The sequence below is a fragment of the Limosilactobacillus balticus genome, from assembly GCF_014145615.1.
In the GTDB taxonomy this organism is placed as follows: Bacteria; Bacillota; Bacilli; order Lactobacillales; family Lactobacillaceae; genus Limosilactobacillus; species Limosilactobacillus balticus.
Genome location: NZ_JACIVH010000074.1, coordinates 67716 through 90118, shown reverse-complemented (window position 1 = coordinate 90118; position 22403 = coordinate 67716). Strand labels below are relative to the sequence as shown.

General features: G+C 38.6%; 20 protein-coding genes and 1 tRNA gene. 7 read left to right on the top strand and 14 right to left on the bottom strand.

From position 1 onward, the window contains the following. Positions 1 to 108 precede the first annotated feature (108 nt). The gene (locus tag H5S10_RS08495; RefSeq protein WP_182586479.1) at positions 109 to 585 is read right to left on the bottom strand and encodes a universal stress protein; all 477 of its coding nucleotides are present in this window, start codon (positions 583 to 585) and stop codon (positions 109 to 111) included. 280 nt (positions 586 to 865) lie between these two features. On the opposite strand from H5S10_RS08495, the gene H5S10_RS08490 reads away from it, so the two are divergent. Genes H5S10_RS08490 through H5S10_RS08475 form a run of 4 tightly spaced genes read left to right on the top strand, consistent with a single transcriptional unit; the run spans position 866 to position 3753 of the window. Further along, positions 866 to 1606 carry an amino acid ABC transporter ATP-binding protein gene (locus tag H5S10_RS08490; protein ID WP_269153504.1) on the top strand — a complete coding sequence of 247 codons (741 nt, stop codon included), beginning with the start codon at positions 866 to 868 and terminating at the stop codon, positions 1604 to 1606. Between the two features lie 12 nt (positions 1607 to 1618). Beyond that, positions 1619 to 2449 carry a transporter substrate-binding domain-containing protein gene (locus H5S10_RS08485; protein ID WP_182586480.1) on the top strand — a complete coding sequence of 277 codons (831 nt, stop codon included), beginning with the start codon at positions 1619 to 1621 and terminating at the stop codon, positions 2447 to 2449. After that, positions 2449 to 3087, top strand: coding sequence for an amino acid ABC transporter permease (locus H5S10_RS08480; RefSeq protein ID WP_182586481.1), 639 nt, complete (start codon positions 2449 to 2451; stop codon positions 3085 to 3087). The genes H5S10_RS08485 and H5S10_RS08480 overlap by 1 nt, the downstream gene beginning before the upstream one ends. Before the next feature lie 12 nt (positions 3088 to 3099). Further along, a complete protein-coding gene (locus H5S10_RS08475) occupies positions 3100 to 3753 on the top strand; it encodes an amino acid ABC transporter permease (protein ID WP_182589295.1) in 654 nt (217 codons plus the stop codon). Between the two features lie 47 nt (positions 3754 to 3800). On the opposite strand, the gene H5S10_RS08470 is transcribed toward H5S10_RS08475, so the two are convergent. The 4 genes from H5S10_RS08470 to H5S10_RS08455 form a co-directional block, all read right to left on the bottom strand. Further along, positions 3801 to 4988 carry a CPBP family intramembrane glutamic endopeptidase gene (locus tag H5S10_RS08470; RefSeq protein ID WP_182589294.1) on the bottom strand — a complete coding sequence of 396 codons (1188 nt, stop codon included), beginning with the start codon at positions 4986 to 4988 and terminating at the stop codon, positions 3801 to 3803. Positions 4989 to 5134: 146 nt separating this feature from the next. Next, positions 5135 to 6991, bottom strand: a complete 1857-nt coding sequence (gene rnjA / locus H5S10_RS08465) for a ribonuclease J1 (RefSeq protein WP_182589293.1) — start codon at positions 6989 to 6991, stop codon at positions 5135 to 5137. A gap of 287 nt (positions 6992 to 7278) precedes the next feature. Next, positions 7279 to 7626 carry a hypothetical protein gene (locus H5S10_RS08460; protein WP_003664627.1) on the bottom strand — a complete coding sequence of 116 codons (348 nt, stop codon included), beginning with the start codon at positions 7624 to 7626 and terminating at the stop codon, positions 7279 to 7281. A gap of 79 nt (positions 7627 to 7705) precedes the next feature. Next, positions 7706 to 8152: a MerR family transcriptional regulator gene (locus tag H5S10_RS08455; RefSeq protein ID WP_182586485.1), complete on the bottom strand. Its 447-nt coding sequence runs from the start codon at positions 8150 to 8152 to the stop codon at positions 7706 to 7708. A 132-nt stretch (positions 8153 to 8284) separates the two neighbouring features. On the opposite strand from H5S10_RS08455, the gene H5S10_RS08450 reads away from it, so the two are divergent. After that, positions 8285 to 9793 (top strand): MDR family MFS transporter, encoded by a 1509-nt coding sequence (locus H5S10_RS08450; RefSeq protein WP_182589292.1) that lies wholly within the window; start codon positions 8285 to 8287, stop codon positions 9791 to 9793. Then, positions 9793 to 10521, top strand: a complete 729-nt coding sequence (locus tag H5S10_RS08445; RefSeq protein WP_182589291.1) for a DUF4811 domain-containing protein — start codon at positions 9793 to 9795, stop codon at positions 10519 to 10521. The genes H5S10_RS08450 and H5S10_RS08445 overlap by 1 nt, the downstream gene beginning before the upstream one ends. Positions 10522 to 10568: 47 nt before the next feature. Here the strand turns inward: H5S10_RS08445 and H5S10_RS08440 are convergent, their stop codons facing one another. Together H5S10_RS08440 and H5S10_RS08435 are read right to left on the bottom strand one after the other, a co-directional pair. Further along, positions 10569 to 11441: an RluA family pseudouridine synthase gene (locus H5S10_RS08440; protein WP_182589290.1), complete on the bottom strand. Its 873-nt coding sequence runs from the start codon at positions 11439 to 11441 to the stop codon at positions 10569 to 10571. Between the two features lie 77 nt (positions 11442 to 11518). Then, positions 11519 to 11593: transfer RNA gene (locus tag H5S10_RS08435), tRNA-Asp, on the bottom strand. A gap of 154 nt (positions 11594 to 11747) precedes the next feature. Here H5S10_RS08435 and mprF point away from each other — a divergent pair. After that, positions 11748 to 14333: a bifunctional lysylphosphatidylglycerol flippase/synthetase MprF gene (gene mprF, locus H5S10_RS08430; RefSeq protein ID WP_182589289.1), complete on the top strand. Its 2586-nt coding sequence runs from the start codon at positions 11748 to 11750 to the stop codon at positions 14331 to 14333. A gap of 207 nt (positions 14334 to 14540) precedes the next feature. Here mprF and H5S10_RS08425 read toward each other — a convergent pair whose 3' ends face one another. The 7 genes from H5S10_RS08425 to H5S10_RS08395 form a co-directional block, all read right to left on the bottom strand. After that, on the bottom strand, positions 14541 to 15113 hold the full coding sequence (locus tag H5S10_RS08425) for a DJ-1 family glyoxalase III (RefSeq protein ID WP_182589288.1): 573 nt from the start codon (positions 15111 to 15113) through the stop codon (positions 14541 to 14543). Between the two features lie 12 nt (positions 15114 to 15125). Then, positions 15126 to 16109: an alpha/beta hydrolase fold domain-containing protein gene (locus H5S10_RS08420; RefSeq protein ID WP_182589287.1), complete on the bottom strand. Its 984-nt coding sequence runs from the start codon at positions 16107 to 16109 to the stop codon at positions 15126 to 15128. A 48-nt stretch (positions 16110 to 16157) separates the two neighbouring features. After that, complete coding sequence (locus H5S10_RS08415) at positions 16158 to 17666, bottom strand: MFS transporter (protein WP_182589286.1); 1509 nt, start codon at positions 17664 to 17666, stop codon at positions 16158 to 16160. Between the two features lie 126 nt (positions 17667 to 17792). After that, on the bottom strand, positions 17793 to 18446 hold the full coding sequence (locus tag H5S10_RS08410) for a uracil-DNA glycosylase (protein WP_182589285.1): 654 nt from the start codon (positions 18444 to 18446) through the stop codon (positions 17793 to 17795). A 12-nt stretch (positions 18447 to 18458) separates the two neighbouring features. Continuing rightward, positions 18459 to 19826, bottom strand: coding sequence for a threonine/serine exporter family protein (locus tag H5S10_RS08405; protein ID WP_182589284.1), 1368 nt, complete (start codon positions 19824 to 19826; stop codon positions 18459 to 18461). A gap of 56 nt (positions 19827 to 19882) precedes the next feature. After that, entirely contained in the window at positions 19883 to 20770 is an 888-nt protein-coding gene (locus H5S10_RS08400) for a LysR family transcriptional regulator (RefSeq protein WP_182586495.1), read from the bottom strand. A 170-nt stretch (positions 20771 to 20940) separates the two neighbouring features. Next, positions 20941 to 22362, bottom strand: coding sequence for an anion permease (locus H5S10_RS08395; RefSeq protein ID WP_182586496.1), 1422 nt, complete (start codon positions 22360 to 22362; stop codon positions 20941 to 20943). Positions 22363 to 22403: the final 41 nt, after the last annotated feature.

The following is a 22403-nucleotide window of genomic DNA, read 5'->3' as shown; positions in this document are numbered from 1 at the left end:
AATTACTAAATTAAATTCTATATTAGAATTATTAAAAATTATATTCTTATGTAAAAAGCGATAGCTCTGAACAGAACTATCGCAATAATATCAAAAAAATTAAATTAGCTATTCGTAAGATTGAACAGTGTTTGTCCGAATTACAAATACTGATGTTCCGGCGTGGCGAGCCATGTAAGATGCCTGTGAACCTACCGCTTTACGATTTCCTTTCTTACCAATCGAACCAACAACTAACAAATCTGGTTGAAATGCAGGGATGACATGGTTACAAATACGCTCAGCTGGTCGTTCACCACGATCAACAATCGCCGTAATTTTTTCTGGATCAACACCATAATCAATCGCTGCTTGGACATATTCATTTACCCGCTGACGTAATTCGTCCTCACTACTATGAACATAATCCTTATCTAAGATTTGATACACATTTACCCGGTCAGTTTCAAGAATTGATACAATCCCTAACTCCGAACCATCACGTTTCGCCTTATCAACCGCGTATGAGAAAGCGGCACGGGCATCTGGTGCATCGTCAACACCAACGAGGATCTTCTTGAACTTCTTTGGCTTTATTTCGAACATTAGTATTCTCCTCCCTATGTTCTACACTTTAACGGTGAAGCATTACTCGCTCCTCTTCGTTAAGTCATATTCTTCACTACTTATGTTACTACTTATCTTGATTTTGTAAATAATTATTTTGGTCTTCCTAAAACAAAAGTGATTTATTAAAGAATTTTATAATTGTTTTAGTAAATTAATAATTACACAATGCAGATTTTGACGGAGTATAGAACAAAATATATAATTAGGGATGTTTACTGCTTATTATAAATACAAATGAAATGGGGGTTAACTACACATGTCAATGATTGAATTTCATAATGTGCAAAAATACTATGGTAAATTCCATGCATTAAAAGATATTAATTTAACAATTGATGCTGGCGAAACGGTTGTTTTAATCGGGCCATCTGGTTCGGGGAAGAGTAGCCTGATTCGAACAATCAATGGATTAGATCCAATTAGAGATGGTCAGTTAATTGTTAATGGGTTTGACCTTGCTGATAAGAAGACTAATGTTAATCTAATCAGAAAAGATGTCGGGATGGTCTTTCAACATTTTAATTTATATAACAATAAGAGCGTTATCGAAAACATCATGCTTGCGCCACGGATCGTATTAAAACGCCCAGAAGATGAGAACCGCGAGTTAGCAATGAAACTGCTTGATAAAGTTGGTCTTGCAAATAAAGCTGAAAGCATGCCTGCTCAGTTATCTGGAGGTCAAAAACAACGAATCGCTATTGCCCGCAGTCTGGCCATGGAGCCCAAATGCCTCCTATTCGATGAACCAACAAGTGCTCTTGATCCTGAAATGATTGATGATGTTTTAGACGTTATGAAAGATATCGCTAAAAACTCCAACATGACAATGCTAGTGGTAACCCACGAAATGGGCTTTGCACGGGCAGTTGCTGATCGGGTTATTTTTATGGCAGAGGGTCGAATCCTAGAAGACGATTCAACCGAAAAATTCTTTGGCGATCAGCCTTCTACCGAGCGTGCTCGCGAATTCATGAGTAAGATCAGTGGCCATTAAGGAGGAATTACAATGAAAAAGTATTGGCGATTAATTAGTCTTAGCGCCCTCCTCTTTGTTACTCTTCTTACCCTTTCTGCCTGTGGAACCTCAATTGCAAAAAAAGATGTCCTAACTGAGGATATGCATAGTCAACGAATTACCTGGGGAGTTAAAGCAGATACTCGTCTATTTGGGCTGGAAAATATTAAGACAGGAAAATTAGAAGGGTTTGAAATTGACCTTGCAACAGCTCTTACCAAAAAAATTCTGGGACCACAAGGAAAACCGATCTTTGTTCCTGTGACTAGTGGAACCCGGGTACCTCTATTAAAAAATGGGAATATTGATGCAATTATGGCAACCATGACAATCACTCCTGAACGAGCAAAGCAAGTTGATTTTACCCATTCTTACTTTGATGCCGGGCAATCTCTCCTTGTTAGGAAGGGGAGCCCAATTAAAAATATCAGCGATTTAAATCGGCGTGGCGCTGTTATTCTGGGTGTTTCTGGATCAAATTCAGTTAAAAACGTTGCGAAGTTTGCTCCTAAAGCGCGTGTTCTCCAATTGTCTGACTACGCTCAAGCTATGACTGCCCTTAAATCCAAACAAGGGGATGCCCTTACCACTGATAACGGGATTCTCTACGGGATGGCAGCTGAAAATCCTGGCTATGAAGTTGTCGGTGGTAATTTTACTAAAGAACCTTATGGCATCGCTGTCAATAAAAATCAAACGCGTTTCCGTAATAAATTAAATTGGGCATTAAAAGAAGTTGAAAAAGACGGCACTTATAACCGGCTTCTTCTCAAATGGTTTGGTAACGTTAAAGGATTTAATTATCAGGAGATGAAACGCTAATGTTAAATTTAATTATAAATGAGTGGCATCCCCTTTTAACTGGCCTCTGGAATACTATTCTATGTAGCCTTATCGCATTAATTGGGAGCCTTATTATTGGAACTTTTTTTGCTCTTCTTGAAATTTCTCAACATCGGGTTTTAAAAATCATTGGTCAGGTTTATGTCGAGGTCTTTCGAAATATTCCTCTATTAGTTATCACAATGGCCTTTTTCCTTATTATCCCAATGTATATTGTTAAAATTAATGGATTTACTGCTGGAACTATCGGTCTTACCCTCTATACTTCTGCCTTCATTGCTGAAACTGTGCGTGCTGGAATTAATTCAATCGATCCCGGACAAATGGAAGGTGCTTTGGCTAATGGACTAACTTATAGTCAAGCAATGCGGTATATCATTCTCCCTCAAGCTTTTCGAGTAGTTATTCCGCCACTTGGCAATCAATTTATTAATCTAGTTAAGAATTCTTCAGTTCTTGCCTTCGTTGCTGGTTTCGATTTAATGTATCAAGGAAATTTAATTGCAAATGATACATTAGCAACGATGCCCACTTATTTTATTGTCGGTATTATGTACCTCATCATTACACTTCCGTTGAGTTATTATATGCGACACCTTGAAAAGAAATTAGCCTAGGAGGGATGATCAATGCAAAACTTTATTGACGCTTATTCATGGATTAATATCCGTTTCCTCCTAGAAGGGCTTTGGATTACAATTGAAGTTTCCGTAATTTCAATTATAATCAGCTTTATTTTGGGAACTTTTCTCGGAATTATTCGTTACGCGAACATCAAATACCTATCAGCAATTGTAGGATTCGTTATCGATATCATCCGTAATCTTCCCCTCCTGCTAATAATTTTTTTCACCTACTTTGGTCTCCCCAATATCGGAATAAAACCAGAAATTATTCCGGCCGCAATTATGGCCCTTTCAATTTTTGAATCGGCAATGGTTGCCGAAATTGTTCGCTCAGGGATAAATTCGATTGATTATGGTCAAACGGAAGGAGCATTAGCTAACGGATTGACTAAGTGGCAAGCATTACGAATTATCGTCTTACCACAAGCAATTAAGAATATGATGCCGGCCCTCGTTAGTCAGTTCATTTCATTGGTTAAGGATACATCACTAGCAACAATTATTGTCTTGCCAGAGTTAATGTACCATGCTCAAATCATTTATGGACAAAACACAAATTATATTATTCCGATGTTTATTGCTTTAGCGGTCTTATACTTTATTGTCTGCTACTCATTATCATTATTTGCACGTTATTTGCATAAACACATTGCCTAAGTATTAATAATGGCGAGACTAGAAAATTTTTCTAATCTCGCCATTATTTAATACTGAATCATAAAGTCAAACCGTTGATGCTCTCCCGTTAAGCGATTAACATGCCGTTCCATCACTTGACGGCGTTGTCCAAACATCATCCAAACGGCGATCCCAATAAATACTATTAATTCAATTCCTGTCCCAATCCAATCTTGAACTGTTACTTTTCCAGTCATCAATGTTGAATCAGAAGCGATAAATGCTGTCCAGTCTAATAGGAAGTGCATTACCATTGCTAGCCATAATTGACCAGTATAAACATAAACGGTTGCAAAAAATAGTCCAATTCCTGCTGCGCTAACTGCTTGTAAAACAGTCATCGACCATTCTTGAGGCCCATAGTTAGTAAGATGAACAACTCCAAATAAAATTGAGCTAGTTACTAGTGCTAACGGAAGTCGTTGTTTGACATTGCGCCAAGCATAGAACAAGATGCCAAGGATAGCGAAACGGAACAAGGTCTCTTCCATTACTGCGGCCTCAAATGCGGAAAGGGTAAAATCCCAATTAGCACGATGAAGACTTGGCATTTCTCCCGTATTTAGAACTGTAAAGATGACATCAACAACAACTAATCCTGCAAATATCAACCAATTAAAATCACCACTCCAATGTGGTTTTAATCCTGGCCATGATAAGTGCCATGTCCGCATTACTGTTGTCGTAAGAATAAAGAAGGCAACTGCACCAACTGCCCCAGTAGATAATGCTAATAATAAGAAGTGATTATCAACCAGGTCTGTTGGCAAGGCAATCAATGGTGTAAAGACCACCTGAGCTAACCAAGCGATAAAGATTAGTCGTTCAATGCTCCAATGCATGAGTTCACCAATTACGCTTGCGAATGGCGCAAACATAATAAAGTAATAAAAAATCATCATTGTTACAACGCCTCGGGATGGTAAATGTAATAAAACAATAATTTCTCGCACCATTACATCCCAAGCAAATACTAAAATTATCGGCTGGGTAATTACTTGTAGCCATGCATTTAATTTTTTAACCAACAAAGGCACATTAGGTAAGAGTTCAAAGACTAAACCAATTCCTAAGATAATAACCATGATCAATAATGCCAGTGCAACCGTCTGGCGATTAAATTCGTAATTACGAATCATCATCATTGCTAAAATGACCAAGGTCGCCCCAATTTGAACCCGGTACCAGATCCTTAAATAATCGTTTCCGGTCATTTTTCCTCACCCTCTCTGGGAAATATAAAATAATTGCTAAGTATGATCATACCAAACAATCTCCCTAGTTTTAAGAACAAATCTTCTTTTTTAGTTTAAACCACAAAAGAACTTGCAAGCAAAAAAATCGCAAGTTCTTTTGTAGTTTATTTTGCATCTCCACTTGTGACTGGCTGCTTCTCCTTAACATTCTTCTTTTTAAAATGTTGTTGAGAGTTCCGGTGGGAATGATTATTTTGTCGTTCGTTTTTATGTGCTTGATTATTCTTGTTGTTTGGTCGACGATAGTGTTGATTTTCTGAACGATTATTACCATTTAAGATTGTCACCATCGGAATAATCACTGGACGACGACCGGTGCGATCATAAAGTAATTTTTGCAAACGACTGATAATTGTCCGGTTCAATACTCGTTGATCAACGTGTTTGTGATTTTTAAAGGTATTAAGGATTGCCCAGAATACTTCATGATTAGCTGCCTTAATCAGTTCTTGTGACTCATGCATATAAACAAAGCCACGAGATACAATATCAGGACCAGCAACAATTTGGTAATCCTTTAAGTCGACAACTGCAATCGCTGTTACGACTCCTTCTTCCGAAAGTAAGCGCCGTTCGCGAATTTCGGGGTTCCCAACTGTATCTCCAGCATCACGACCATCAATATAAACATCGCTAACACTATCAATATGGTCTGCTACTCGGCAAGAATCCTTCGTTAAAGCTAAAACATCCCCATTGGCAAGAACAAAACTATTTTCCTTTGGCACGCCAGTCATTTCAGCTAACTTAGTGTGAATCTTTTGCATTCGGTATTCACCGTGAACAGGAGCAAAGAACTTAGGCTTCATTAAACGTAGCATAAATTCTTCATCAACTTGACCACCGTGTCCTGATGTATGGATATTATTAACATATCCGTGAATTACGTTAGCCCCGCTTTCTTCAAGCTTATTGATAAGAGCATTAACACTAGTGGTATTTCCTGGAATTGGGTTACTAGAAAAGACAACTGTATCTTCTGGCTGAATAGTAATTTGGCGGTGAGTACCATTAGCAATTCGACTAAGGGCTGCCATTGGTTCACCCTGCGATCCAGTACACATGATCAATACTTTTTCCGGTGGGTAATTATTAATTTCATTTTGGTCAATAAGGGAATCTTTCGGAATATTAAGGTAGCCTAATTCTTGACCAGCAGTGATTGCATTCTCCATACTACGACCAAAGACCGCAATCTTTCGTCCTTGCGCAAGCGCAGCATCGGATGCTTCACGCAAACGATAAACATTAGATGCAAATGAAGCAAAGATAATTCGGCCCTTAATTCGTTCAAAGATCCGACGAATATGGATATCAACCCAACGTTCAGACTTTGTAAATTCTGGTCGTTCAGCGTTTGTACTATCTGATGTTAAAAGGAGAACACCATCGTCCCCTAACTTAGCCATCTGTTGAAGATTAGGACCTGGTAAATTACCAACTGGCGTTAAATCAAACTTAAAGTCACCAGTCTGGACAATTGTTCCTTGAGGAGTATGAACGGCCACGCCCAATGTATCAGGAATTGAGTGGGTCGTTCTGAAGAAGCTCACCCACAACTTCTTAAAATGAACTTCATCGAATTCATTAATTTCATGCAATTCTGCATTTCTTAGCAAGTGTTTTTCTTCTAACTTGCCCTTAATTAATGACATTGCAAAAGGCCCTGCATAAATAGGCGCATTGACCTTTTGTAAGAAGAATGGTAATCCTCCAATGTGGTCTTCATGACCGTGAGTAATAAAGATTCCCTTAATCTTATCTTTATTTTCAATGAGATAATCATAATTTTGAATTACGTAATCTACCCCTAGCAATTCATCTTCCGGGAATAAAACTCCACAGTCAATAACAATAATTTCATCTTGGAATTGTACACAATACATATTTTTACCAATTTCACCAAGACCACCCATGGCGTAAAAGGCAACTTCATTGTTTTTAATCTTTAATTTTGTCATAATACCTTTCCTTTTATAGATTTTTATCATGTTAATTAACGGAATTTAAGTAAGCCAAAAGAACCGCTTTGTTCTAACAAGGTCGGTTATTGATATTAATTTTATTATTGGCACTTAATCTTAATTATTTAATCCGTACGTAAAACTAACTATTATTTTACCACATCTACAAAATTGAAGGTAGTAATTGCCTAATTCTTTGATTAAAAAAGAAGGTGGGAGAAAGTATTTATCTTTACTCCACCTTCTTAATTTAATAATAAGGTTATTTCCCATTGATTACTTGACTAATCTTCTTCTGGTAACCGTTCCTCTTTTTGTTCCCAGGCCTTCATCCAGTCAATAACTGGTTCCCCGTCTTCTTGAAATTTAACATTGGGCAACGCGGTTAAAATTTTTTGATAAGCTGGCTTACTTAGCCGCGTACTTACATTAACCAATTCTTGATGCCCCATAAAATCATTATCACGCAAGATTTGATTAATCGTAGCCATTAGTTCATTAGATACTTGTGAACTGAGAATCTCTAAACTACCTTTGCGATATTGATCAACATAAAAATTAATAAAGGAATTAAGTGCCACTTCCTTAGCATCTGTACTTAATTCACTATAGCTCAAACCTGATGCAGCCAATTATTATCGTTCCTTTCTTACTATTAATTTACTTTGGTTATCTTTTACAATTTAACCATAACACAAAGTTTACTATCCGTTAATTTTCTTTGTAATCTCGAATGCGAAGACTGGTCTTATCACCATTAATTACTGCATATACTTCTTTTGTGGAATCTTCAGCTAATGGTCCAAGCTTAACTTCTCCACTATCTTCCCCGGTTTGCTCTACTTCTTTGATGCCATCAGTAATAAAACAGGTAAAAATCTTATGAAGTTCGCGCCGTTTACGCTCCTTCTTTACAGCCATTGCTAAAGTAAAACCTTGGTCCAAAAATACTTTAATCGTTAATACTTGAAAAATTGTTGGAAAACTAAAATAGTGATTTTTATTCTGCTCATCTTGTTCAGATTTAATATACCCCTTTTTCTCCCAGTATCTTAGTTGACTAGTGGAAACACCAGTTACACGTGCCACTTCACTCATACTAATCTTTAATTGTTTGCTAGCGATCATTTTTCTAATTTTTTCAGAAAGCGGATCCATTATTTTCCTCCAAAGTGTATATTTTAATCATAAATTACCAAAAATCCGATATCTTTGTCAAATTATTTGACAAAGATATCAAATAGTATTATCATTTTTCACATTGTAAAAATGTAAAGGAGGATTCTATTAGTGAATCAAGAGCAACAACCTGTTGATATTAATGGACAAACTTATAATCGTTCCTTAATGATCTTTGTCTTATTAATTGGAGCTTTTTGTACCATTTTAAACCAAACTATTCTTTCAACAGCCTTTCCAGCATTAATGGATGCTTTTAATATTAGTACTGCCACCGTTCAGTGGTTAACTACCGGCTTCTTAATGGTTAATGGGATTATGATCCCCGTAAGCGCCTACTTAACAAGTCGATTTAATACTAAGAGTCTTTTCATTATCGCTATGTCAACCTTTGAAGTTGGAACAATTCTAGCGTGGATCGCTCCATCATTTGCCGTTCTATTAGCCGGTCGTCTTATCCAAGCAGTAGGAGTAGGAATCAACATGCCCCTAATGCAGAACATCATGCTGACTGTTTATCCTCCTGAAAAGCGTGGGGCTGCAATGGGAGTGAACGGCTTAGTTATTGGATTAGCACCAGCAATTGGTCCTACTCTATCTGGATGGGTTATTGACAGTTATAGCTGGCGGTGGCTTTTCGGAATGATTGCCCCAATCACTGCTTTAGTCATCATTGTTAGTTTTTTTGCAGTTAAGAATGTTATTCCTAATAAAAAACCGCACCTTGACTGGCTTTCTGTTGGTATTTCAACATTAGGCTTTGGAAGCATGCTTTATGGATTCTCAAGTGTCGGTGACAATGGTTGGACGGATCCAGTTGTCCTTTCAACCATTATCATTGGGGTGATTTTAGTTGTAGTTCTAATCGTACGTCAAAACAAGTTAGACGATCCATTCCTTGAATTCAAGGTCTTTGAAAGCAAAGAATTCTCCCTCGCAACTATCCTTAGTTCAATTGTAATGATGGCAATGGTTGGGGTAGAATTCGTTATTCCTCTTTACCTTCAAATTATTCATGGAATGTCCGCCTTCCATTCAGGCCTTACCCTCTTATTTGGGGCTCTTTTCATGGGAATCATGAGTCCAATTACTGGGAATTTATTTGACCGTCATGGTGCTAAACGTTTAGCTTTTACGGGAATGTTTATTTTAACAGTTGGGACAATTCCTTTTGCCTTTATTACTCGTGATACTCCAACCATTTATATTGTCTTCCTATATGCAGTCCGGATGTTTGGTATTTCAATGGTAATGATGCCAGTTACAACCGCCGGAATGAATTCTCTTCCTTACAATTTAATTTCCCATGGTACGGCTGTTAACAACACTATTCGTCAGGTTGCTACCTCTGTGGGAACAGCGATCATGATCTCTGTTTTGACAAATGTTACTAACAGTAACCGACCTGCTCATTCACTCCTTACACAATCCCCATTGCAATATAAAGCAAAGATGTTTGATGCGACCTTGATGGGTTACCATGCGGCATTCTGGTTTGCAATTGTCTTCTCACTCATCGGTTTATTCCTTACGTTCTTTGTTACAAGTGGCAATGGAATTCATATTCGACTTGATAGCGAGGATATAGCAAGCTCAACTAATAAAGGAGGGATGAAGTAATGGTTATTATTTTAACTTTTCTGGGAGCACTTGCCTTTTTTGCTTGTATGATGTTCATTCGGCAAAAAAGCCTACGAATTATTTTAGCTACACTTACAGGGATCATCTTTGTCGGCTCTACTCTCTTGATGACATTAAACTACAGTCACCATTGGGGAATGCAAAAAGTTACGACAACAACCACCAAACGGATTTACTCTGCTTCAAATTCCTCAATGCCCTTGGCAATTTATCAACCGGTTGGTAAAAGTGGTCGCGACAATGTTTATATTTATAACACCAAAGTTAAACAAAAAACGCCTAATCATACCCAAGCAAATGAATATACGACTAGCCGGATTAAATGGACTAATGGCACTATTCCTCAGCTCGTAACAACTGAGACGCGTTGGCAATATCGTAATAATTTTTATAAAGTCCTATATGCATGGTCAGGAATGGACAATACATTGGTTAAGCGCACTAACGTACTAGAATATCCACGAATATATGTTAAACTCACAACGGATCAAGCTGCGAAACTTGCCAGAGTTGCTAAATCTGCTACAGGAGCCCAATTACAAGCACGAGCAGCAGAACAGGGACGCGCTTTTGTTACGTCAAAGGTTCAAACAGCAATGGCCAAGAATCCTAACATGACTGCTAAGCAAATTCAGGAAATATCAGCACAGGCAGAACAAGAATTTCAGGCTCAAAGCGTTAAACAAATTTTGAAACAAGTTAAGTAAAAAAGTAGAGACTAAGAGAAAATTAAACTCTAGTCTCTACTTTTTATTTAATCTAATTCAGAAAAGACTGGTGGCAATTCTGAGGTAAATGTCATCTGTTTAAGAGTAAAAGGATCGTTAAAACTAATTTTACTTGCATGAAGCAATTGATGATCATGCTTACTAGTATCGCCGCCATAAAGATGGTCACCAATTAGGGGATGGCCAATAGCAGCAAAGTGAATTCTAATCTGGTGTGTTCGCCCAGTATGAAGTTTTACCCGTACTCGTGTCCACTTTGCGTCTCGTTCTTCAACCCAATACTCGGTCAAAGCTCGTTGCCCATTCTTATCAATAACCCGTGCAGCTTGCCCATCCTTTCTTCCAATCGGCTTGTTGATCTCGCCATGTTCGTCCATAATTTGTCCTTCTACTAAGGCGGTATATTCCTTCAGCATTTGATGTTGCTGTACCTGCTGACTGATCATGCTGGAGGCAATATGATGCTTAGCAATAAGGAGTAATCCACCAGTAAAGCGATCCAGTCGTGTAATTAAATGAGGACGGAGATCAGCAGAATTGTTTGCAATTAAGTACCCCTTTACCCGATTCAAAACCGTATCATTTTGAACGGTTGGTCCTGGAATAGAAGTCACACCTGCTGGCTTATCTACTACCAACCAATTATCATCTTCATAAACAACATTTAAGGGTTCATTACTAATTTCAACAGTATCATCAGCTAACTCTGGCTGAGCCTTAACAGTTAAAGGCTGGTTAGGAAGAATCTGGGTTGTTGGTCGTACCTTCCGATGATCAACAAGAAATTCGCCTTCACCGTTTTTAAGATCGTTGAATAAACGATGCCCCATCCCCAATGATTGAAGATACTTCTTTATTTTAATCGGTTCGGTTCCTTTGTATATCCACGTATTTTCCATCTTAATTCCCTCCATCGACATTACAAAAGATACAAAAAAAGAGCTGATGACCTAAATCACAGCTCTTTAATATAAGACGGTCCGTACGAGACTCGAACTCGTGATCTCATCCGTGACAGGGATGCGTCCTAAACCAACTAGACCAACGGACCAACTTGACAACAAATAAAAGTATACGAGATTTCTAGAAATTAGTCAACAAAAATTTGCAATTTATTTTTGATTTTTCGTTTTTCCTATCTATACCGCAAAAATTCTCAATAGTTTATAATAAGAGTACTAGCTATTATTAAGGAGGAGTTTTTAATGCAGCAGTTGGGCAAGCGCCTATTAAACTGGTGGTCTAAGTATTCAAAAATTATAAAAGTAGTCTTTGTAACTTCAGTCCTAGTCTTTGTTATTCTCGCTCTAGGCAATTTTTTTAAAACAGTTAAATGGCATGAAGTAGGAGTCGGCTTAGCAAACCTGTCTTGGGAAAGCATCATCCTGCTCCTAATTACTGGATGTATCGCGGTCGTCCCCATGTTGGGGTATGATTTTGCAATCACCCATTTATTACCCGGGAAATTTAAGAAATTATATATCATTCGCTGTGGATGGATTACAAACACCTTAACAAACATTGCCGGATTTGGTGGAATCCTTGGTTCTACTTTACGAGCATACTTTTATCGAAAGAACGCAACTAAGAAAGAGATTCTCCTTGCAATCTCTAAAATTGCCGTCTTTTTACTCTCCGGCTTATCTGTTCTTTGTTGGGTAGCTTTAATTATCATGTTTGTATTTCACGATGGTGGACACTTTAATCAATACGCGCTTTGGCTTGTTGGGGGTGGATTATATTTCCCAATTGTTTTTTATTTTACTGTTATTCATAATAGTAAAATATTTAAGGATATCACGCCCAAAGTAGGAAGCTTTTTAGTTGCCAGTTCAACTTGTGAATGGCTCTTTGTAGCACTTTTCTTCTTATTAGTCGGTTGGTGCTTAGGCGTTCGGCATAATCTTATTAGCGTTCTGCCATTATATGTCGTTGCCCAAGTTCTTGGGGTCCTTTCAATGATTCCGGGGGCACTTGGTTCGTTTGACCTTTTAATGATGTTAGAACTGTCATTACTTGGCGTTTCTCAAACTACCTCTGTTATCTGGCTATTATTATTCCGAATTTTTTACTACATTGTTCCATTAATTATTGCCGGATTCATGTTCTTGCATTCGCTGGCATCACAAGTTAACCAGTTTTTTGACGGGTTGCCATTATTAATGGTCCGTAAACTTGCTTACTATTTAATTACGACGTTTATGTATGTTTCTGGAATCTTAATGCTTATTACTGCCTCAATTCCAGACATCACGGCGCAAAATAAAATTATCGCGCACCTTTATCCTTACACCTTCTTCTTCCTCCATCAATTAACAACCATCTTATTTGCACTTGCTATGCTTGCCTGTGCCCGTGGTCTTCAATCAAAGGTGAAAAAGGCCTATCTTCCTACTTTAATATTATTGGTAATTGGAATTGCTAATACCATTTGGAACCTGGGGACTTTGAGCTTAACAATTTACCTAGTTATTGTTTTGATCCTTGTTTTACTCTCTCGTCATGTGTTGTACCGGAAGAAGTTGGAATATTCAATTGGAAAATTCACAATTGATAGTCTTATCTTTGCTGGAGCATGTATCCTCTATGTAATTGTCGGCGTTATTAATGCTCCCCAGTATTCCAGCAAACATCACATCCCTGATTTTCTATTTTTCCCTGGTGAAAAGATTTGGATTTCAGGACTCTTTGGCTTAATCCTCGGTCTCTTATTAATTTTCTTCATTCTACGCTACTTTATGGCCGGAACTGATCCTTTCAATCTCCCAAACGTATTTGATGCTGAACGAATTCGCAATGTTATTAAAGAGTATGGGGGAAATGAAACTAGTCACCTCGCCTTCTTGAAAGACAAAAGTATCTACTATTACAATGTTGACGATCATGATAAGCTCTTTTTTATGTATCGCCGTAAATATGATCGCCTAGTCGTAATGGGTGATCCAGTTGGGGATAAGGATAGTTGGCGACCAGCTCTTCGGCAATTTGTCATAGAAGCTGATAAGTATGGCTATCAGCTCGTCTTTTATGAAGTCTCCAGCGATATGACAATGCTTCTTCATGAATTTGGCTTCGACTTTATTAAAACTGGTGAAACTGGCCTCGTTAAGTTAGCGGACTTTACACTTGCTGGTAAGCGCCAACGATCACAACGAGCATTGATGCATAAATTTGATCGTGAAGGCTATACTTTCTCTGTTGAAAAGCCACCATTTAGCAAAGAATTAATGCAGGAGATGAAACAGGTTTCCGATAGTTGGTTAGGGAACGAAACTGAAAAGGGATTCTCTCTTGGGTTCTTTGACTCTTACTATATTAATCAAGCACCAGTTGGCATTATTCGTGATAAAGACGGCAAAATGGTCGCCTTTGCAACGTTTATGCCGACAGGGGGTAAAAAGATTTTAACAATTGACCTCATGCGTCATAGTAAAGATGCACCTTCTGGAATAATGGATAAAATTTTCATCAGTATGTTCCAGTATGGGCAGGAAAACGGTTATACCTACTTTGATCTCGGAATGGCACCTCTTTCGAATGTCGGGGAATATCAATTTAGCTTTATTGAAGAAAAAGCTGCACACTTCATCTATGAATATGGATATCATTTGTATGGCTTTCAAGGGTTACGACGATACAAAGATAAATATGCGACAGTCTGGTATTCACGTTATACTGCCTTCCGCAAGAAGAATTCAATTATTGCCACAATGATGATTCTAGTTAGCGTTGTTAACCAACGTGTTGATCAGCAACCCCACCGTTCAATCTTCTGGTGGTTAATTAAATAATAATTAAGGAGAGTGGAAAATAACCTCCTCGACAAGGCGGTTGGCTAAGCTAGGACGATGATTAGCACGGCACGGGCTGATTATCGTTCGTACTTAGACTCGAGCCTTGTGGTTATTTTCCACGTTATCTTTCTATTGTTCATAACAAGTAGTTGAGGCTGAGAGAAAACAAAAGTTTTCTCCCAGCCTCTCTTTTACTGTTGTCTATTATTTTTGATCCATTAAATAGTCGTATAGCATCTCATGCTTAATCTTATCAGTATTGTATCCTAATACCTCTGCAATTTGGTAAGCAAAGGCTAAGGCAGTTGCGGGTCCACGACTGGTAATAATTTTCCCATCATTATCAACAACCGTAATATCCTCTTTAAAGTTTGCTGTCGGAGCTACCCTAGCAATTTCCTCGTTAATTCCCGGGAAACAAGTATAGTCATGATTATCAAGCAAACCATACCGGGCTAAGGCAATCGGAGCAGCACACATTGCGGCATCCCACTTATTTTCTGCATTGCGTTTTTGCATTAATTTCATCAACTTGTCATTATCGCGGAGCTTTTGGGCACCCCCGCGACCACCAGGAAAGGCTACTACATCATAGTCGAGAAGCTGCTCACTCATTAGCTTGTCACAAGTTAATTCAATCCCATGGGCGCCAGGGACATGAATATCCTCTAATCCGACCATTGTGGTGTCAATCCCCATTCGCCGGAGAACATCCACAATTGTAAGTCCTTCAACTTCTTCACAGCCTGGTGCAAATACTACAGCAACTTTAGCCAAAATATCACCCCATTAATTATTAATTATTGCAACTACCCGTTTCATTACACCCTTTGCTTCTGGGATTTGATAAAGCGGGTAAATATGAAATAGTCCACGACCAGTATATGAGTTTACGGTAATCCCAGCGTCACGCAGCTTTTGAACAAACAAGGTTACATCAGGATACAATATTTCCCTTGTCCCAACAAAAACAGTCACATCTCGCAACTGATCAAGATTCCCATATAAGGGACTTAAGCGATAATCTTGATGATCTGTATCACCGGCCCACATTGTACCAATTTTTCGTAAACCGTTCACTGCTAGTGTAACATCTTTATCCTCATATTTACTAATGAGGGGATTTGTAAGGTCAAGGTCAAGCCAAGGAGAAAATAAGATGAGGTGACCAGGTTGTGGAAGCCCCTTTTTACCAAGATATTCACAAAAGCCAGCTGCTAACCCTCCACCAGCGGAATCACCCATAATAGTTACTTTACTAGCAGGCATAAGGGTATAAATTTTACTATAAAGACTAGCGATTTCTTGGTAGGCAGTACGATAAGTAGCATGCGGAACCAACGAATAAATCGGAACATAAATCTTCGCATCCGTGGCGATTGCCAACTGATTTAAATATTGCCAATGAGTCTTATCGGGACGCTGAATATAGGCTCCCCCGGTTAGATACATGATTACCCGTTGATTATTTCCATGATCATTTAAGACATATGTTGTTAATTCTTGTTCTTGCCGTTGAACAGCAACCGTCATTATAGAAGCAGGTAAGAAGTAATCAGCCTCATTGTCAATCCATGCGTTCCCCACTAAGGCATTAAACTTGTTATTTTCCGCAAGATCATTTTTAAACCCGCTTAATTGAATTCCCATTTCAGTAAAGGTTGCTTTACTAGAGCGATGAGCCCCACACCGCCGTAATTCTCGCAAACTATTCTCAAGATTGTTAGCCAGATGACTAGCAATTTGAGTATTAAATTTCTTTATTTTCTCCACTGAAATAATCGCTCCTCATTTAAAATCTTACTATTATCCTATCATGATTTAAGATTTTGTGTCTTTAAGATTACCTAAAGCTATTAGCTCGCGTTGATGACAATGATTTCGCCAGCCTAAAGCTACAACCAAACTTAAGGCAAGAACGATTAAAATCACTGCCGCAATGATAATGTCGCGATACCCATTATAAAGAATTGTGCGCATGGTTGGTAAAAGCTTATCTGGAAGACTATTAGCAGTTTGAGCATTTGATAATTTGTTCAGCATTCTTAAGGTAATTCCGTGGTGCGTTTGGACACCCTGGAATAGCTCTTGGTTAAGAATAACTCCATAAACCGCGGACATAAGGGTTTGACTCAAAATCCGCAATAAGTATCCTAGTGAAGTAGCAATTGGCACATCCCGTAATTCAGCATCTGTTTGAACATTAATCTGTAAAATATTAAAGACAAGGCCAACACCAAATCCTTCAAAAGCCCCCATGAATAAAATGAGCCAGAATGGTGTTTTTTGTCCCCCAATCATTATTCCTAAATAGGCAATAAAAATTGAGGCCGCCCCGCAGGTAACAATCCAGTACTTTCCCCATCGTTCCTGTAATACTGGTACTAATTCTGAACCAATAAAGTTAGTAACTGCACCTGGAATCTGAGTCATCCCCCCAAGCAGCGCACTCAAGCCCAAAATTCCCTGCGCCCACATTGGAATATAAGTAACAAAAGCAATAAATGAACCCCAAATTATGACGAATAAAGTAAAATCAATTACTAGTTCGCGATTTTTAAACAGGCGACTAGGAACAATTGGGTCTACCGCCTTACTGTCAACTTTTGCCATCCATGCTAATAGAAGTAATCCCACAAGTAAGAGAGCAGCAACTACTAATCCAGATGCTGAACCAATTAATTGAACAGCTACTAAAATCATTACTAAACTGACTACCAATAAAGTCGCTCCAAGACAATCAACCGGCTTACCAGCAGCTTGCTTTTTTACATTCTTATAGAACAGACTAATAATGGTAATCGCAATTAAGGCAATTGGCACATTAACATAGAAAACCCAGTGCCAACTCAACGCATCAACAATCCATCCACCGAGTAGGGGACCAATAATCGAAGCCGTTCCAAAACAAGCACTGGCAATCCCTAATACTTGAGCTCGTTTTTTTAGGTTGTCGTACAATTCAGCAAATACAATAAACGGAATTGTATTCATCCCTCCAGCACCAATTCCCATTACAGTTCGCGCGATAATAAACCATAAAATATTAGGGGCTAATCCTTGAAAGATTGCTCCAACTAAAAACATGGAGGTAGCAGTAATATAAGCTTGCTTATTTCCCTTATGCTCACCAAACTTACTCCATAATGGGGTTGCAACAGCCATTCCCAAAAGAAAAGTTGCGATGATCCACCCCATATATTGCAACCCATGAAGGTCACTGGTAATAGCTGGCAAGGCCGTATTTACAATCGTACCATCCATCCCCGCCATAATGTTAGATAGTAACAACGCCCCAGTAACAATTGTTCGTCGTTGTTGTAATTCCACTTTTTCATCCCCTTAATTCTCTCCGTACTAAAGAGGATGGAACAGAGCATCAAAGTGCGTTGTCCCATCCTCTTGAATTACAAACTGTTTTCCATTATACGACCTTCGTCACAAAAAGTATAATAGTTATTTTTTCATTCTCTTAATGTCCTGCCCTAACTGTTGCCAGTCAGCTTTAATAGTAGGCTCCAATCGACGGGCATAGAGTACTGCGGCCGGATGATACATCGGCATAATCCAATGCTTGGCAGTCGTCAACTCATAACCATCATGCGCATCATTAGTCCGTTGAATTTTTTCGTGGAGAAGTTGCCCATGAAGCTTACCAATATTAGCCTGACTACCAAGCAGCCGTTGTAAAGCCGTATTACCAAGCGTAACAATAATTTTCGGCTTAACTTGAGCTAATTCCCAATCAAATAAAGGAGCAAATGCTAAGACTTCTTTTTTAGTGGGAGTACGGTTAGGCTTTTTTTCAATTACTTCACCCGTCTTCTTATCAACTACCTTTTTAATACTATAAGGCCGTTGACGAACGACACTGGTAATATAAACAGTTGAACGTGAATATCCAATAGATTCAATAAATTTCATTAGTTCTTGACCCGAAGCACCAGAAAAAGGAATATTCACTTCTTCTTCGTGACGACCCGGAGCCTCCCCTACTAACATTAAGTCTGGATTAAGCGGTCCTTGTCCTGGAGTAAAACCTGTTAATTGCCGATCCTTTGTTTTTTCTTTTACCTCTGCCAGTAGCGTTGGCGGATATTCTGCAATCATGTTCTCACTCTCCTATCCATTATGTCGCCACTTAGAATCTGTAAGAATACGAGCAGCAATCAATCCCATTGGCAAGAAGACAACAATCATAAGCGCCTTGGTCATCCAAAGAGTTCCTACACTAATCGAAGTTAAACCGATATTATACATTGCCCGATACATGTAAAGTCCTGGAACCATAATAACAATCGATGGAACCGTGATTGAAATTTGCGGATATTGAATTTTACGTTTAACAATTGATGCCAATAACCCGGCAACTAACGCTCCTAAAAATGCAGCTGCTCCTGCTGGAATTCCAGTTAAGTCTGTTAATTCCAACCGTAATGTATTAGCAATAGCTCCAATACAACCGGCAGTAGCTGCCATTTTAGGCGTACTGTTAAACATTATTGAGAAGCCAAACACCCCACAAAAGCTGGCAGGCAGCCGGAGTAAAAAGAGCATTAATGCCGATAATGGTAATGCTTGAAAATTCTCAGGACGTAGATTAACCATTAATGCCACGATCCACCCAACCAAGGTAGCAACTGTAATAATTGCAATTGCATAGGTCATCCGTTCAAGGCCGGACCGCATATCAAGTTTTGAAATATCAAGTCCACTAGTAATAAAAGGAAATCCTGGAATAATAAACAGCATTGCACCGATATACCCTGCTTCATGACGCGAACTCACATTAAATGTTAATTGCATCAAACTTAAGGCCAGCAGGTAAGAAAGACACGCAACGGCAACTGCAACCGCGACTCCCGCAAATAAGGTAATATGACGGTCAATCATCTTACGGCGGGCATAGTTTCCAAGGCCAGCCCCGATAAAACTACAAAACATTTCAACTGGTCCACCCCCCAGTAAAAATACGAAGGCGCTACATGCCAGAGCGGCTGCTAATCCTACTTGGTAAGGAGCATAATTCCCTTTTGAGTGAGCAATTTCCTCCAGACGGGAGTGGATTTCCCCAATTGTCATCTCACTCCCATGCTGGTCAAATTCTTTAATAAATCGTTCCATCTGCGAAAGTTTCGTCGTATTTACACTTGTGCTTGGTAAAGATATTGCCTGCGTGTAACTATGGTGAGCATCCATACAAGTATATTCGAGGGAAACTAACCCAATATCAACTGAACAAGTCATTTTTAACGTTCGCGCAACTATATTCATTGAATCACGGACTCGCCACGCCCCCGTTCCATAAGAAAGCATCATTAATCCAATTCGTCCGACAATCGCTGCTCGTTCCACTAAATTAGCCTCATAAGCAGGGGTGAAATTATCATTTGTAAAAAAGTCATGCCATGGAATCGCCATATGATGCTTATCAGACAAATGTTCAGTCGGCTCAAAATCATTCGCTGAGATCTCTTTATCCTTACTCAAAACCCATCAAGCTCCTCTTATTCAATTCTCTTAACTATTTAATTATACGGCGGCTGTCAAGCTATGGGAGTGATTTCTTTTAATTTAGTGATTAATTGCTGTTCATCATCGCTTAAAATGTAATCCTCTCGTGTAGCAAGCGAAATAAAAAATTTTTCGGGAATCGGGTCTTCAATATCGAGGGCAACAATTCCCGGTTCATCCTTTACCGCATCTTTAACCATCAAACTAATTCCCTTATTTTGCCGTACTAACTCTTTAATCCAGGAAACATTTGGTACCTTATAAATTGCCGTTTGTGGATTAATTTGGGCATAGGTAGAATAAGCTTGAAAGGCAGCTTTATGGACATATTGCTGGTCATAATTAATAAAGATTTCATTAGTTAAGTCTTGAAAACTAACCGCCTTTTTCTTTGCAAGTGGATGATCAGTACTTACGATAATACTAAATGGTCGAGTAGTTATTAATTCCGCAAAAATGCCGGCTTGATCAATTGGTGCGATCGAACCCAGCATAGCAATATCGATCTTGCCAGCTTGTAATTCGCTTAGCAATTCATGAGATCCTACAGAAACAATTTTTATTCGTTGAAGAAGCTGTTTAGAAAGATTGCCGATAATGTGTGAAATATACATTTTTCCAATGATTGGTGGAAGGCCGAATTTTATTTGTCGTTGATCAGACCGTGCTATTTCTTGATGAGCAATGTCTATTTTTTTGTTTATCGCTAACGCTTTTTCATATAGTAACTGCCCACTGCGCGTAATCATTTCATCCCGATGAACACGATCTTTGCGCACTAATTTTGTGTCAAATTCTTGCTCAAGGCGACGAATTGCCTGGGTAATACTAGGTTGAGAAACATTAAAATACTTTGCTACTTGCGTATAATTTTTTAATTTAACTAGCATGGCAAAGTATTGTAAATCACGAGTATTCATCGTCTTAACCCTTTCTATGTCGAAATAATATCTTTATCTTACGTCAATTAAGTATTCATTTGCAATTAAGATTCTGAATATTCTTATAATGCTTGTACTCATCTTTGTCCTAATGAAAGAAAAAACTACTTGGCAAATTTCACCAAGTAGTTTTCTTTTAAGATAAATTTTTACCACATACCAATAACTTTCATCCAAAGACTACCAATACCGATCCATACGACAAGGTAGAAAATACCAAGGACAAAGTTTAATGACCACCACTTTGATTGTGGAACATAACCTGAGCCAAAAAGAACAGGAGCTGGACCAGAAGCGTAGTGAGTAGTAGATGCCATTAAGTTACCGAAGAAACCAAGCATCAAGGCTGCAAGCATTGGTGGAACATGAGCTGAAATAGCAACAGCTAAGAATGCACTATACATTGCAGTTACGTGAGCAGTAGAACTAGCAAATAGGTAGTGTGAGTAGAAGTAAGCAATAATTAAGATCACCAAAACCAAAATCCAGTTCATACCGTGAAGCGAGTTACCAACAGTCTTACTCAACCATGGAATAAATCCTAAAGTTGTCAATTGACCGGCCATCATAACAAGAACAGAGAACCATGTTAAAGTATTCCAAGCTCCTGTTTCATGAAGTACATCTTGCCAACTTAAAACACCGCATAAGAGTAATAATCCTAATGCGATAAATGCAGCAAGCGTTGCATCAATCCCGATAAAGCTTCCGACAATCCAGAGAATTAAGGCAATAACAAAGATAACTGCCATTAATTTTTCTGGTAAAGTCATTGCTCCCATTTTAGAGAGTTCGTCTTCCGCCCATTGTTTAGCATTAGGAGTTTCCTTAATTTCAGGTGGATACATTTTGTAGATCAACCATGGAACAATAATTAAGGAGATAATTCCTGGTACCAAGGCAGCTAAGAACCAGCCAACCCAAGTAATGTTTACACCATTACTTTTGGCAAGAGTCTGAACTAATGGGTTAGCGGCCATGGCGGTCATAAACATTGCCGCAGTAATCATATCACCATGATATTCAGCAAAGATCAAAAAAGAACCAATTTTACGTTCTGTTCCCTTCTTAGGATCTGAACCAAATGATTGAGACAATGATTCAATAATTGGGTACAAAACACCACCAGCACGTGCAGTATTACTTGGTGTAGCTGGTGCTAAAATCAAATCAACACCGATCAAGGAGTAAGCGAGTCCTAAAGTCCGCTTACCAAATGCCTTAACAAAGTTCAATGCAATCCGCCGACCAAGTCCGGTCTTAATGAATCCCCGGGCAATGAAGAAGGCCATTGCGATCATCCAAATCGACGCATTCCCAAAACCAACAATTGCTTTTTCCATTGGAACTGTCTTTGTTAAAACAGTTAAAGCAAAAGCAATAATTGAGACACCACCAATTGGAAGTGGACGAGTAATACACGCAATGATTGTAGCAACAAACAAAGCAAACATATGCCAACCAGCAACTGGAACGGCAGCTGGTTTAATAGGAGTCATAAACCATAAAATCAAGCCAATAATAACAGGCCAAATGAACCCCTTATAATTTACACTTTCTAATTTTTTCATTTCCTTATCCCTTATATAGTTAAGTAATTAATTAATAATTG